Origin of the sequence: Streptomyces sp. NBC_00576 (assembly GCF_036345175.1) — a bacterium.
Taxonomy (GTDB): Bacteria; Actinomycetota; Actinomycetes; order Streptomycetales; family Streptomycetaceae; genus Streptomyces.
Genome location: NZ_CP107780.1, coordinates 529057 through 542480 on the forward strand (window position 1 = coordinate 529057; position 13424 = coordinate 542480).

Consider the following 13424-nt stretch of genomic DNA (forward strand, 5'->3'; position numbering starts at 1 on the left):
GCGAGGGGCCTCAGCTGGTCCATTTCCACTGTGCGGGGTGGAAGTTGGCGAGTGAGTCCTGGGAGAAACCGCCGAGGCCGTCCTTGACGACGGAGATCTGGTAGTCGGGCTCGGGCAGCCAGACCACGGGCAGGTCCTTGGCGAGGGCCGCGCTGTAGTCCTGGATGGCCTGGTTCGACGTGGACGTGGTGGAGGCGGTGATGAGCTTGTCGACGTCCGGGTTGGAGTAGTTGCCGAAGTTCGAGCCGCCCTTGGTCTGGAAGAGGGAGTCGCCGGTCGGGAAGGCGTTGAAGTACCAGCTGCCGGCCGTGCCGAAGAAGGACAGCTGCCACTTGCAGATGGCCTGGCTCGCGGTGCACTGCGGGGTCTGCGCCAGTACGGAGTTGACGGGCGCGGTCTTGATGGTGAACTTGATGCCGGTCTTCGCCAGCGACGACTGGATCGCGCTCATCATGTTGTCGGTCACGGTCGAACCGGACTGCGACAGCACCTGCATCTCGAACTTCGTCCCCTTGGCGACGCCTTCACCGCACTGGGCGGCGCCGGCACCCGCGTCCGTGCAGACCATGACTCCGCCCTGCTCGCTCCAACCGTGCCCGGCGAGAAGGGACTTGGCCTCCTCGGTCGAGAAGGGGTACGGGTCGCCCTTCTGGGTGGCGGAGAGGAAGTCGGAGGACTGGGCCTGCGGGATCGGGCCGTAACCGGGCACGGCGGTGCCGTTGAAGATGACCTTGGAGAGGCCTGCCTGGTCGATGGACTTCTGGACGGCCTGGCGGGCGTACAGCTGCTTGAACACGGCGCCCATGGCGGGGTTGTTGAAGTTGTACGGCAGATAGGTGATCGCCCAGCCGGACCAGGGCTGCACGGCGTAGCCCCGGTTGGTGAAGCTGTCCTTCTGGTCGAGGTCGGTGGCCTCTATGTAGCCGTAGTCGACGCCTCCGGAGCGCAGGGCGTTCTTCTCGGCGTCGGCTGTCGTGAACGGCAGCAGGTTCACGGTGGTGATGTCCGGCTTCTCACCGCCGTCGTACTTCGTGTTGGCGGCGAGGACGACCTTTCCGGCCGTGGAGAACGACTTCACCGAGTAGGGACCGCTGATGGTCTTCCACAGGGGGTCGCTGTCGTAGCCGGAGATGTTCTTCGCGGCCGTGTTGAGGTACGTCCACACCTGCTTGGCGCCCGCGGCCGTACGGTCGGCGTCCGACACGGCGGCCGAGGCGCCGGCCTTGTCCCAGGCGTGCTGGGGCAGCGGGGTGATGGCGCTCAGCTCGTTGGCCAGCATCCACTGGGAGTTGTAGGCCTGGTCGAAGGTGATCGTGAAGTGGCGGTCGTCGACGGTCTTGAACGCGGTCCAGTTGTCGGGGGCCTTGCCGGGGTTGTAGCCGGCCCACTCCGCCTTGTTCGCCTTGATGACGTTGAACCAGAACTCGACGTCCCGTGCGGTGATCGGCTTTCCGTCGCTCCAACTGCGGTCGCCGAGCGTGATGGTGACGCTCTTTCCATCGGCGGCGAAGTCGGCGGCGGTGGCGACGGACGCCTTCTTGTTCCAGGCGATCTTGCCGGTGGAGCCGTCGTAGGCGATGAGCGGCTCCCACAGGCTCGCCGCGATCGAGTTGTTGTTGGTGTTGAGGTGGGCCGCCGTGCCGATCGGCAGGATCCAGTTCGGGGTGAAGTTCGCGGGCAGGGCGTAGTTGATGGAGTCCTTCGACGCGGACGACGTGTCACTCGTGCCGGAACAGCCCGCGAGCAGCAGAGCGCTCACCGAGGCGGTGACACCGGCGACGAGCGCGGTGCGAGCAGGGGACGACATGGTTCTCCTCGGATCACCGGAGATGTGAGGTGTGGTTGATGAGCCAGTCAACGACCCGTTGCTACGAAGAAACAGACGCTCCGCTGTAAAAAGACTGTTTCTGCTGTTCTGAAAAAAGCCGGAGGGTGCGATCACCGACGTACGCTCGGCACCCGCAGCCCTCACGTCGGAAGTTACTTCGCCCATGACCGAAAAAAGTGCCCCGCATCGACGGACCTCGCCCGGTGTCTCCTCGCTGGCCGAACGCGTGCTCGAACTGCTGGCCTCCGGGCAGGCGACCACCCGGACCGAGCTGGCCGAGCTGCTGGGCGCCGCGCCCTCGACGATCTCGTTCACCGTCGGCCAGCTGGTGACCCACGGGCTGGTCGCGGAGCAGGGCACCCGCTCCTCCACGGGCGGGCGGCCACGGAAGGTGCTGCGGCTCGGCGGCAGCGACGGGTTCGCGGTCGCGGCGGACCTGGGCAGCCGGCATGCCCGGGTCGGGGTGGTGTTCCCCGGGGGCGGGCTCACCGATGTGTCGACGGTGCCGTTCGCCGCCGCCGAGGGGCCGGAGGAGGCGCTGCCCGCCCTCGCCGAGACCCTGGAGGCGCTGGCCGCGCGGCACGGGCGGGAGCTGCTGCGGGGCGTCGGGCTGTGTCTGCCGGGCCCGGTGGACGTCGAGTCGGGCGTCGTCACCCTGCCGGCGCGGATGCCCGGCTGGAACAGGTTTCCGGTGCGGGCCTGGCTGGAGGACTACTTCGGTGTGCCGGCGGCGATCGAGAACGACGCCAACTGCATGGCGGTGGGCGAGCACAGCGTCCAGCCCGCCGAACGGCGCCAGTCGATCATGGTGAAGGTGGGTTCCGGCATCGGCGCCGGGGTCATCGCCGACGGCCGGCTGTACCGGGGCGGCACCGGGGCGGCCGGCGAGATCACCCACGTCCGCGTCGAGAACGAGGGCGGCACTCCGTGTTCCTGCGGCAACACCGGCTGCCTGGAGACGGTCGCGTCGGGTGCGGCGCTGGTACGGATCCTGCGGGAGCGTGGCGCCGACGTCGACTCCATCGAGGACGTGGTCGGGCTGGCCACGGACGCCGACCCGGAGGCGACCGGTGCGGTGCGCCGGGCCGGCCGCTATCTCGGCACCGTCCTGTCGGCGAACGTCAACTTCTTCAACCCCGACGCCGTGTATCTCGGGGGTCTGCTGTCGACGCTTGAACCGTTCGTGGCCGCCGTCCGCAGTCAGCTGTATGAGGGCTGCCATCCGCTCGTGACCGAGCAGCTGGTGATCGAGCGGGCGAGTCTCGGCGCCGACGCCGGGCTGGTCGGCGCGGGCCGTTTCGCGCTGCAACGGGCGCTGGCGCATGCCTTGCAGACCCTGACCGCATCCGACACTCCCGCCCGCCATGCCTGACGCCCTGCGCCTGACACCCTGCGAGGAACCGTGCCTCAGCCCCGTAACGCCATAGCCCGTCCGGTCGTCGCCATCGCCGGACTCGGCATCGAGTCGTCGACCTTCTCCCCCGCGCGCACCGAGGCGCCGGCCTTCCATCCGCAGCGCGGCGCGGACGTCCTCACCCGTTATCCGTTCCTGGCGCCCGGAGCGCCGTTGCGGGAGGCGGCCGAGTGGCGGGGCGCGCTGGTCGGCAAGGCGCTGCCCGGCGGGACGGTGACCGCTGCCGCGTTCGCGGACCTTTCCGACGAACTCATCGACCGTCTGCGGGAGTTGGGGCCTGTCGACGGCCTCTGGTACGACATCCACGGCGCGATGACGGTGGAGGGCGTCGACGATGCCGAGACGGTCCTGCTGGCGCGGATCCGGGAGACCGTCGGGCCGGACGTGATCGTGTCCACGTCCATGGACCTGCACGGCAACGTCTCGCGCGAACTCGCCCACCAAAGCGATCTGATCACCTGTTACCGGATGGCCCCGCACGAGGACCACATGGAGACGAAGGAACGGGCGGTACGCAACCTCGTCGACGTCCTGGTCAGTGGCACCCCACGGCCGGTCAAGGCCTGGGTTCCGGTGCCGGTGCTGTTGGCCGGTGAGCAGACCTCGACGCGTATCGAGCCGGCGAGGAGCGTGTACGCGGCCGTCGACGAGGTGGAAGCGGTGGACGGTGTGCTGGATGCCGCGATCTGGGTCGGGTACGCGTGGGCGGACGAGCCGCGCAACCGGGCCGCGGTCGTCGTCACCGGGTCCGACGAGGCCGCCGTGAGCGCCGGTGCCGAGCGACTGGCGCGCGGCTTCTGGGAGGCGCGGAACAGGTTCGCGTTCGTCGCGCCGACGGCCTCGCTGGACGCGTGTCTGGACGACGCGCTCGCGTCGGATGCCCGGCCGTACTTCATCAGCGACACCGGGGACAACCCGACGGCGGGCGGCGCCGGTGACGTGACCTGGGGGCTCGGGCGCGTCCTGGACCGGCCCGAGTTCAAGGACCCGGACGGTCCGACGGTGATCTACGCCTCGGTGCCCGGGCCCGCCGCCGTCGAAGTCGCGGTGAAGGCGGGCGCCGGGGCGGTCGTCACGGTCACGGCCGGTGCCGAGGTGGACGACCGGCACGCGGGGCCGCTCACGATGACCGGGGTCGTGCACGCGGTGCGGCACGGGGACCGGGACGCCGGCACCGAGGTCGTGCTGCGCGTCGGCAGCGTGCACGTGATCCTCACCCGGCTGCGCAAGCCGTACCACCACGAGCACGACTTCACCGACCTGGACCTCGATCCGCGTAGCGCCGACCTCGTCCTCGTCAAGATCGGCTACCTCGAACCGGAACTGTTCGACATGGCTGTCGGCTGGAAGCTCGCGCTCACTCCCGGTGGCGTCGACCAGGATCTGCCGCGGCTGGGGCACCGCCGTGTCCGGCGCCCCCTGTTCCCGTTCGACCCGGAGATGGCCGCCCCGGACCTCACGGCGAGGATCGTTCCACCGTCGAACGAGCCGCTGGTGGGAGTGGACGAATAGGGGTGTCGGTACCGGTGCGGGGTGCGCGCGGGGCGTGGGCTGTGCATGGTGGTAGGAGGTCCGGTCGAGCAAGGAGACGTCATGCCGATCCAGCACTCCGATTCGCCCTCTCCCTCCGACGACACCACGACCCCCGACGCCCTGCTGCACACCGGTGCGGAGCATGGGGCGTCGGCGGAGGATCTGGTGCTGGCCACGGGCCGTGACCTCACTCCGCGCAACCTTGCCTGGGCGGAGCGGAAGCTGGCGGAGGAGGGTATGGCGGCGCTTGACAAGTTGTTGCCCTGACGGGCGGTTGTTCTTTTGCTGCACGGCCGGTGGAGGCTGGTCGCTCCCCGCGGCGGAGCCGCAGATCGATACAGCCCCGCGCCCCTGTCGGGGCGCGGGTGTGCACCCGAATTCACCAGTGCCGTTCAGTCCTGCGTGCCGTGCTGCACGGCTACGGGCTCGAAGGTGATCCGGGTACGGACCCCGTCCTCGGCCCAGTGCACCTCGACCGCTGTGCCGCTGACCTCGACACCTGCGATCACTCGCTCGGGAACCAGCGGTTCCGGGTCGGCCGTGAGGGCCGCCAGGGCCACGTGCAGGGAGGTGCCGGATGTCTCGCCGGTCAGGCGTGGGACGGCTGCCCAGCGGGTGTAGGCGGTGCCCTGCGGGGCCCGTGTCTCCTCGGCGTCCGGGCTCCAGCCGTACAGGCCGTGCAGCGCCGACGTCAGCTCCTGCTCGGGGCCCGTCGCCCAGCCCGTGTGTGTGACGCGCGCCCCGGACGGAGCGCCGGTCACTCGGTGGACGCGGAGTTCGTGGCGGCCCCGTACCACCGTGACGCTCTCCACCCGCAGACCCGGCACCATGGGCGGCCCGGCGGTGAACACGGGACGGTGCCAGGATGCGGCCCAGCCCCAGCCGTCCCCGTGGCCCGCGCCCAGCGGGTGGATACGGCGGCGCACGGTGCCCCGGCCGCCGATCTCCACGGAGAGGTGGTTGTCGGCGATGTTGGCGGGGGCGGTCGGGCCGGAGTGTGTGGAGTAGGCCTGGCGCCCGTAGTGCGGGTCGTCCTCGGCTGCCGTCTCGCCCTCGTGCGGGCGGACGTGGTCGCTGCCGTGGTTGTGCAGTCGTACGATCCCGTCCGCGCGGGTCGACTGCACCAGCAGCCCCGGCGCGGGCAGCGCGAGCACCCGGTCGCCCTCCTCGACCGGCGCGGGCTCCTCCCGGGCCGTCCACAGCGGGGCGTCGGCGGGGGCGAGCAGGGAGACGAAGGCCTTCGAGGCCCAGTACGGGGACGCCGGGCCCGAGTAGGTCTGCAGGGTGGCCTGGTGCGGGCCGTGCCAGCCGAGGGTCAGCAGACCGTCCTCGGTCAGGGCTCCCCGGTCCAGGAAGTGGCGGAGGCTGCCGCTGATCAGACGCCGGCTCGTGCCCGGGGTGAGCGGGGTGTGGCCGGTGAGGGCACCGAGGCCGACGGCGGCGGAGGCGGCGAAGCGGTAGGACAGGGAGCGGCCGAAGTGGATCGGCGCACCGTCGGAGCCGAACATCAGTCCGAAGCCGTCGAGGTGTTCGCGCAGGCGGGGGCCGTAGAGGGCGGCCAGTTCCCGGTCGTCGCCGAGGTGGGCGTCGAGGACCGGGTACAGGTGCAGGGCCCAGCCGTTGTAGTGGTCGAAGGCCCGGCCGTCGCCGTCCGCGTACCAGCCGTCGCCCCGATACCAGGTCTCCATCAGCTCCAGGGCCCGCTCGCGTGCCCTCGCCGTCTCCGCGTCGCCGCGCCCCACGGACTCCAGGAAACCGGCGACCGTATAGGGGAAGAGGTACCAGTTGTTGGGCGCCGGCGAGTGTCGCAGCGAGCCGCGCAGCCATTCCTCCGCCCGGTCCTGTACGGCGGAGTCGAGCCGTTTCCACAGCCAGGGCGCCGTCAGCCTGAGGCCGAGGGCCACGGAGGCCGACTCGACCATCGGCTGGCCCTGTACGTCGTGGTCGAGGATGAGCGGCCAGGACTCGGTGTCATCGCGGCCCGGGGTGCGGGTGCCCGCCGCGAGCCCCTGGGCGTACCGGTCGAGCCAGCCGTGCGGGTCGTCGCCGCCCGCGCCCGCGACGCGGAAGGCCGCGGCGAGGAAGGTGCGGGCGTAGCCTTCGAGCCCGTCGGAGCGCACGCCCGAGTACGAGGGGGCGCCGGGCAGGTCGAGCAGGGCGCCGCCGGGGGTGCTCCAGCGCCACGCGGCAGCCAGCAGCCCGTCCGCCACGGCCTCCCAGTGGGCGCGGGTGTATCCGGTGTGGGGGCTCAACTCGCGGTCCTCGGACGGGAGTTCCAACGGGATGCCGCTGCTGCTGATACGGGTCGTGCTGCTCATGCGAGGAAGGCCAGCCTTTCGCGTCGTACGGGATGGCGGAATCCCGCGCCGGATGCCCAGTGTTCCGTCTCGGCGACGGCAAGGTCGGCCAGGCGACGCCACTCGTTGCCCTGGGAACCGGCGAGGTGGGGGGTGAGGAGCGCGTCGGGGCAGTCCCACAACGGGTGCCCGGTCGGCAGGACTTCGGGGTCGGTGACATCGAGGACGGCGCGGATGCGGCGCTCCCGGACGGCGTCGGTGAGGGCGTCCTGGTCGACGACGCCTCCCCGGGCGGTGTTGATGAACACGGCGCCGGGACGCATGGCGTCGAGCATGGCGCGGCTCACCAGGCCCCGGGTGGTGGGCAGCAGCGGGGTGTGCAGGCTGACGGTGTCGGAGCGGGCGAAGAGGACGTCCAACTCGACTTGCTCCACGCCGAGTTCTGCCACCTCAGCATCGGTGACGTAGGGGTCGTACAGCAGGATGTCGAAGTCATGGGGGCGCAGCAGTTCGATGACGCGGCGGCCGATCAGGGAGGCGGAGACGATGCCCACGGTCCGGCGGTAGTTACCGATCGTGTGGGAGGTGCGCAGCCAGTTGTCGCGGGTGTGGGTGGTGGCGTAGGCATGGGCCCGTTCCAGGACCTGTTTGCCGGTGAGCAGGATCATGGCGAGGGTGTACTCGGCGACCGGCAGGGCGTTCGCGGCGGCGGCCGACGACACCTCGATGCCGCGCTCCCAGCAGGCGTCGGTGACATGCGGGCGGACGCTGCCCGCCGTGTGCACGATCGCCCGCAGCCGGGGCGCCGCCGCGAGGGCGTCGGCGTCCAGTACGGGGCAGCCCCAGCCGGTGACGAGGAGGTCGACGTCGGCGAGGATCTCGCGGGCGCGCTCGGTGCCGAAGTCGTCGAGGACCGGGAGCGGGGCGAGGTCGCAGACGGCGGCGAGGGCGGTCAGCGAGGCGGGGTCGAGGACGGCGGCTGCGGCGTCCGGGGACATGGCGAGGGCGGCACGGGGACGAAAGCCGGGGCCCGGCGAGGACACGGTCATACGGGGTCGGTTACTCCTTGGTGGTCGGGAACTCCGGTGCGACGACCGCTGCTCGGCCAATGATTACTGACTACTTGACGGAACCCGTCGTAAGACCGCTGCGCCAGAAGCGTTGCAGCAGGGCGAAGGCGAGGATGAGGGGGATGACGGCGAGCAGCGATCCCATGATCACCACGGGGTAGTCCGCTCCTGCGCTGCAGGCGCTCACGGCACCTGTCAGCGGCAGTGCGGCCATCGCGGCGAGCACGGACCGACGGCTTCGTCGACGGTGGTTCTGTCGACCAGGCATGGGGTGCCTCCCGCGGCTCCGGTGTGTCCTGGGGGGGGGACACGTTCCTGTTCGAGATACGGGAATCCTGATCGGCTCGCCGGAAACGGTCAATAGATCGATCAAAAGAAAATAAAGCGGTCAAACGCTCATTCCGCGTGGTGCGCTGACGTCTCGGAGGTCAGCGCCCGGGTCGACCCGCGCACCTTCAGCTCCGGCAGCAGCTCGATCCGCCGCGCCGGCCCCGCCGCGCCGCCGCGCGGGTCCCGCAGCCGATGCAGGAGCAGTTCGGCGGCGGCCCGGCCGACCTCACCCTTGGGCGGGGACACCGCGGTGAGGGGGGTACCGCCGAGGGCGGCCACGACGTCGTCGTACGCCACGACCGAGCAGTCCTCCGGCACCCGGACCCCGTGCGCGGCCAGGTCCTGGACCAGCATCAGCGCGTCCACGTCACCGTGCAGGACGCACGCCGTGGCGTCCAGTTCGCGCAGGACGCCGGGCAGGTCGACGGCCGGGCGGTCCGCGCCGGCCGTACGGTCGGGGCCGGCCTCGGGGGAACTGAGCGTGAGCGTCCAGGCGTCGAGCTCCGGATGGGCTCCGGCGATCTCGGTGAGGGCGGCGCGCAGGGCCCGTGCGGTCGGGCTGTCGTCGCGAGCGGCGAAGACGATCCTGCGGTGACCGAGGGCGACCAGGTGTTCGACGGCGAGATGGGCGCCGTACCAGTGGTCGGAACAGACGGAGTCCAGGGCATGCAGCGCGCTGCCCGCACGTGGCCTGCGTTCCATCAGGACCGTCGGTACGCCCAGCCCGCACAGCCACTTCGCGTCGGCCTCCTCGGCGGCGAGGGTGCGCCAGCGGGGGGCGATCAGCACGCCCCGGGCACCGTCCGCCAACGCCCGCTCCACCAGGGGCTGTTCGGCGCCGGCGACTTGCGGGGCGATGTGCAGGGCGATGCGCAGCCCTGCCTCCTCCAGGACGGGACGGGCGCCGTGCAGGGTCTCGTAGAGGTAGGAGTGGCGGGCGGGGACGACCAGGACGACGGTGTCGCCATCCTCTGGCGCGGTGACGGACTCGGACGGGGCGTCCGGCACCGGGAGGGTGGAGCGGGCGACGCCATGGCCGCGCCGGAGCCTGCCCTCACGGGCGAGTTCCTCCACATCCCGGCGGACGGTGACCACCGAGACCTCCAGTTCGGCGGCGAGGTCGGTCACCCTGGCCGCGCCGCGCGCCTGCACGGCGGCCAGGATCCGCTGCCGCCTCAGTTCGACCGGCTCGCGCATACCGTTCGCTCCCTCACGTTCGAAATGTTCGTTTGAACGCTTCGCCGCGAAGCATAGCGATCGGCAGGTCAAACAGCGGCATCACTACCGGAACAAGGGATTCCGACCGAATCCCATCCCTTATCGACCGATCTTGACCATCGGTCAAACAAAATTCATTGAGTACTCGCGGTAACTGCTTGCTTTACCCACACTTGAGGCGAGAAGTTCATCTCTCAACATGTTGTATCTCGGGGGGAATTGGCATATGCAAGGAACAATTGACGGATTCAGTTATGGGTTCGTCACCCCTGTCGCCGCCTACATCATGGCCTGCCTGGGAAGCGCCCTGGGGTTGCGCTGCGTGGTCCGAACGCTGCTCGACCAGAACTCGTGGAAACCGGGTTGGCTGGCACTGGGGGCAGCGGCCATCGGGTGCGGAATCTGGACCATGCACTTCATCGCGATGATCGGGTTCCAGGTAGAGGAAACCGCGGTCCGCTACGACACCGGGCTGACGGTCGCCAGCCTCGCGGTGGCGATCGTGGTCGTCGGTATCGGTGTGTTCGTAGTCGGGTATCGCGGCGCCACGCCTGCGGCGCTTGCCATCGCGGGCATCGTGACCGGCCTCGGTGTCGCCGCGATGCACTACCTCGGTATGGCGGCGCTCCATCTGAACGGCTCGATCCACTACGACGGCGTGACCGTGGCGCTCTCCGTGGTGATCGCCATCGTCGCCGCGACCGCCGCTCTGTGGGCGGTCGTCTCCATCCGGGGGTTCCTGACCAGCCTCGGGGCCAGCCTGGTCATGGGTGTGGCCGTCACCGGTATGCACTACACGGGCATGGCCGCCGTCAGCGTGCACGTGCACGACCCGGGCAACACCATCTGGTCCGGCGACTCACCGACCTCGCTGCTGCTGCCGATGCTGATCGGCCCCATCATCTTCCTGCTGCTGGCCGCGGTCGTGGTGATGTTCGACCCGCTGCTCGTGCTGGGCGACGGGGAGTGGGGCGCAAAGAGTTCCCGGCAGCAACCCGCGCGCCAACTGCCGCAGATACCGAAGCAGTCGGCGACGCAGAACGGGGGACAACCCTCCCCTCGTTGGCAGCGGACGCCGACTCCGACCCGGACGGATCTTCGACTGTAGGACATTGCTACGGTGCCCCGATGGTTGACTCTTCACGGGCCCACTCCTCCCGCGACACCCCCGAGGGCGCCGGCTGGGGCCTCGAAAGCCCGGGCACCTACCGGGAGTTGATGCCGCGTCGGGTCGAGAAGCTCTCGTGGGTCAACCCCCGGACGCTGTGGCCCGCCCGCAACGGCGTGCTGGCCTCCTGGTTCGGGGACCCGACGGGCCGGACCCGAAGCCGGCTGGCGGCACAACGGACGGCCGCGGGCGGGCCCGCGGACAAGGTGATCCGGCGAGACGACCCGGACCGCTTCTCCTTCATGGTCATCGGCGACACGGGCGAGGGCGACGCACCCCAGTACGCCGTCGTCCCGGGCTTTCTGAAGGCCGGTCAGGACACGGCGTTCACCGTGCTCGCCAGTGACGTGATCTACCCGGTCGGGGCGACCGACGACTACGGCACCAAGTTCTTCCGCCCCTACCAGGACTACCAGGCGCCCATCTACGCGATACCGGGCAACCACGACTGGTACGAGGACCTCAACGGGTTCATGCGCGTGTTCTGCGACGCCCCACCCCTGCCCGCGGATCCCGCGCCCCGCCCCCTCACCCGGGCCTGGCTGCGCTCGCTCCTGTGGCACAGGCCGAGCGCCGTCGACGAGCAACGCCTCGCCGAGGCACGCGAGTTGCGCTCGGCGCCCGCACAACAGGCCCTCCAGCCCGGCCCGTACTGGGCGATCGACGCCGGACCCGTGCGCGTCATAGGCATCGACACCGGTCTCCTGGGCACGCTGGACGCCGAACAGGGCCGCTGGCTGAGGGAGATGTCCGAGGGACCGGTCCCGAAAATCCTTGTCACCGGATCACCTCTGTACGTGGACGGCGAGCACCACCCCTGCCCCATCGAGGGCGGCGGCACGGTCGACGACCTCGTCCGCGATCCGGAGCGCAACTTCGTGGCCGCGATCGGCGGCGACATCCACAACTACCAGCGCTATCCAGTGAGCGTGCACGGCCGCACCGTTCAGTACGTGGTCTCGGGCGGCGGCGGTGCGTTCATGCACGCCACCCACACCATCAAGCGCGTCTCGGTCGCCGATGTCACCGAGGACGACTTCCGCTGCTATCCGCTGCGCGGCGACTCGCTGGCCTTCTACAGCAGGGTCTACGGCCGCCGGCTGCATCTGCGCCGCTTCTTCACCCTCTCCGAGGCCGAGGCGACGGCCGTGATCGCCGAGCGCCTGGGCATCCGGCCGGCGCGCGCACCCGGGGAGCCCGTCCGGCTGACCTGGCGCATCCGGCTGGTCGCCGGTCTGCTGGGCACGGCGCGCCGTCCCGACCGCACGCGGCGTTTCCGGCTCCCGGTCCGGAAGGCGTACACGCAGCTGTTCTCGCCCGGTTCGGCGACGTACAGCCCGCCGTTCTTCAAGAGCTTCCTGCGCCTCGACGTGTCCCCGGAGGCCATCCGGCTGCGCTGTTTCTCGGCGACCGGCAAGCTCAGGCAGGAACTGGATCCGCCGGTCGAGGACGAGGTGGTGATCCCGTTGACCCGGTCGCCTGGCACAATCGGCGAAGCGTGAACGTCCGTACGACGATCGTTGGAGGAGCCCGTGCCGTCTCCCTCACAGCCGCTGCGCAAGCTGGGCTTTCTCACCATCGGGCTGTTCGACGGCGACGATCCGCGGGCGGGACACGAGTCGACGCTGGAGATCATCGAGCTGGGTGAGCGGCTGGGCTTCGACAGCGCGTGGCTGCGCCACCGCCATCTCCAGTACGGGATCTCCTCCCCCGTGGCCGTCCTCGCGGCGGCCTCGCAGCGCACTCGCCGTATCGAACTGGGCACCGCGGTCATCCCGCTCGGCTGGGAGAACCCGCTGCGTCTGGCGGAGGACCTGGCAACCGTCGACATCCTGTCCGGGGGCCGGCTCAACCCGGGTCTGAGTGTGGGCCCGCCGATGCACTACAACCAGATCAAGGACGCCCTGTACCCCGACACGGCGGACGCCGAGGACTTCAGCTACCAGCGGGTCGATCGGCTGCTGGACCACGTACGGGGGAAGGCGGCCAGCGACTTCAGCGGGGTCGAGGGGTTCGAAGTGTTCTCGGACCGGGTGCAGCCCCATTCCCCTGGGCTCGGAAACCGACTCTGGTACGGCGGCGGGAGTCTGCGGTCGGCGCAGTGGGCCGGTGCGCACGGCATGAACTTCCTGACCAGCAGTGTCGTCAAGGCCGAGGGCGATGAGGAGTCGCCGGACTTCGCCGCGATCCAGCTGGCGGGCGTCCGGGCCTTCAGGGCCCACCACCCGGACGGCGACCGGGCCCGGGTCTCCCAGGGTCTCGTCGTCATCCCCACCGACAGCGCCTCGCCCGAGCAGCGCGCGAAATACGAGGAGTACGCAGCCAAGCGGCTGCCGCGGACCGCGACCCCGCAGGGTCCGGCGCGGCTGATGTTCGCGCCGGACCTCGTCGGCACATCAGCCGAGATCGCCGAACGCCTGTACGCGCACGTCGCGTTCCAGGAGATCGACGAGGTGGCCTTCGCGCTGCCCTTCACCTTCGACCACGAGGACTACGTCCAGATCCTCACGGACATCGCGACCCGGCTCGGTCCCGCGCTGGGCTGGCAGCCGGCCACCGCCTGACC

10 protein-coding genes and 1 pseudogene are annotated in these 13424 nt (G+C 70.3%); 6 read left to right on the top strand and 5 right to left on the bottom strand.

The window, feature by feature from the left end:
- Nucleotides 1-10: 10 nt before the first annotated feature.
- On the bottom strand, nucleotides 11-1807 hold the full coding sequence (locus tag OG734_RS02310; RefSeq protein WP_330285772.1) for a peptide ABC transporter substrate-binding protein: 1797 nt from the start codon (nucleotides 1805-1807) through the stop codon (nucleotides 11-13).
- Nucleotides 1808-1991: 184 nt separating this feature from the next.
- Between OG734_RS02310 and OG734_RS02315 the strand changes: the two genes are divergently transcribed.
- The 3 genes from OG734_RS02315 to OG734_RS02325 all read left to right on the top strand — a co-directional run bounded on the left by OG734_RS02315 (nucleotide 1992) and on the right by OG734_RS02325 (nucleotide 5042).
- The gene (locus OG734_RS02315; RefSeq protein WP_330285773.1) at nucleotides 1992-3200 is read left to right on the top strand and encodes an ROK family transcriptional regulator; all 1209 of its coding nucleotides are present in this window, start codon (nucleotides 1992-1994) and stop codon (nucleotides 3198-3200) included.
- 30 nt (nucleotides 3201-3230) lie between these two features.
- Nucleotides 3231-4754, top strand: coding sequence for a M81 family metallopeptidase (locus tag OG734_RS02320; protein ID WP_330285774.1), 1524 nt, complete (start codon nucleotides 3231-3233; stop codon nucleotides 4752-4754).
- Nucleotides 4755-4835: 81 nt separating this feature from the next.
- A complete protein-coding gene (locus OG734_RS02325) occupies nucleotides 4836-5042 on the top strand; it encodes a hypothetical protein (RefSeq protein WP_330285775.1) in 207 nt (68 codons plus the stop codon).
- 125 nt (nucleotides 5043-5167) lie between these two features.
- Here the strand turns inward: OG734_RS02325 and OG734_RS02330 are convergent, their stop codons facing one another.
- From OG734_RS02330 to OG734_RS02345, 4 genes and pseudogenes are all read right to left on the bottom strand, one after another.
- Nucleotides 5168-7093 carry a DUF2264 domain-containing protein gene (locus tag OG734_RS02330; protein WP_330285776.1) on the bottom strand — a complete coding sequence of 642 codons (1926 nt, stop codon included), beginning with the start codon at nucleotides 7091-7093 and terminating at the stop codon, nucleotides 5168-5170.
- Nucleotides 7090-8121, bottom strand: a complete 1032-nt coding sequence (locus OG734_RS02335; RefSeq protein ID WP_330285777.1) for a hydroxyacid dehydrogenase — start codon at nucleotides 8119-8121, stop codon at nucleotides 7090-7092. The genes OG734_RS02330 and OG734_RS02335 overlap by 4 nt, the downstream gene beginning before the upstream one ends.
- A gap of 70 nt (nucleotides 8122-8191) precedes the next feature.
- Nucleotides 8192-8302 (bottom strand): annotated as a pseudogene (locus tag OG734_RS02340) (carbohydrate ABC transporter permease); the annotation flags it as partial.
- 236 nt (nucleotides 8303-8538) lie between these two features.
- A complete protein-coding gene (locus OG734_RS02345; protein ID WP_330285778.1) occupies nucleotides 8539-9669 on the bottom strand; it encodes a substrate-binding domain-containing protein in 1131 nt (376 codons plus the stop codon).
- Nucleotides 9670-9916: 247 nt separating this feature from the next.
- Here OG734_RS02345 and OG734_RS02350 point away from each other — a divergent pair, with 247 nt between their 5' ends.
- From OG734_RS02350 to OG734_RS02360, 3 genes are read left to right on the top strand one after another with little or no spacing between them, the layout of a single operon-like run.
- A complete protein-coding gene (locus tag OG734_RS02350; RefSeq protein WP_330285779.1) occupies nucleotides 9917-10798 on the top strand; it encodes an MHYT domain-containing protein in 882 nt (293 codons plus the stop codon).
- A gap of 20 nt (nucleotides 10799-10818) precedes the next feature.
- Entirely contained in the window at nucleotides 10819-12360 is a 1542-nt protein-coding gene (locus OG734_RS02355) for a metallophosphoesterase family protein (RefSeq protein WP_330285780.1), read from the top strand.
- A 30-nt stretch (nucleotides 12361-12390) separates the two neighbouring features.
- Nucleotides 12391-13422, top strand: a complete 1032-nt coding sequence (locus OG734_RS02360; protein WP_330285781.1) for an LLM class flavin-dependent oxidoreductase — start codon at nucleotides 12391-12393, stop codon at nucleotides 13420-13422.
- Nucleotides 13423-13424 lie beyond the last annotated feature (2 nt).

Excerpts from the sequence above, each read along its gene's own strand:
- OG734_RS02355 (WP_330285780.1), top strand. The coding sequence starts at position 10,819 with ATGGTTGACTCTTCACGGGCCCACTCCTCCCGCGACACCCCCGAGGGC.
- OG734_RS02350 (WP_330285779.1), top strand. The coding sequence starts at position 9,917 with ATGCAAGGAACAATTGACGGATTCAGTTATGGGTTCGTCACCCCTGTC.
- OG734_RS02335 (WP_330285777.1), bottom strand. The coding sequence starts at position 8,121 with ATGACCGTGTCCTCGCCGGGCCCCGGCTTTCGTCCCCGTGCCGCCCTC.
- OG734_RS02330 (WP_330285776.1), bottom strand. The coding sequence starts at position 7,093 with ATGAGCAGCACGACCCGTATCAGCAGCAGCGGCATCCCGTTGGAACTC.
- OG734_RS02310 (WP_330285772.1), bottom strand. The coding sequence starts at position 1,807 with ATGTCGTCCCCTGCTCGCACCGCGCTCGTCGCCGGTGTCACCGCCTCG.
- OG734_RS02325 (WP_330285775.1), top strand. The coding sequence starts at position 4,836 with ATGCCGATCCAGCACTCCGATTCGCCCTCTCCCTCCGACGACACCACG.
- OG734_RS02315 (WP_330285773.1), top strand. The coding sequence starts at position 1,992 with ATGACCGAAAAAAGTGCCCCGCATCGACGGACCTCGCCCGGTGTCTCC.
- OG734_RS02345 (WP_330285778.1), bottom strand. The coding sequence starts at position 9,669 with ATGCGCGAGCCGGTCGAACTGAGGCGGCAGCGGATCCTGGCCGCCGTG.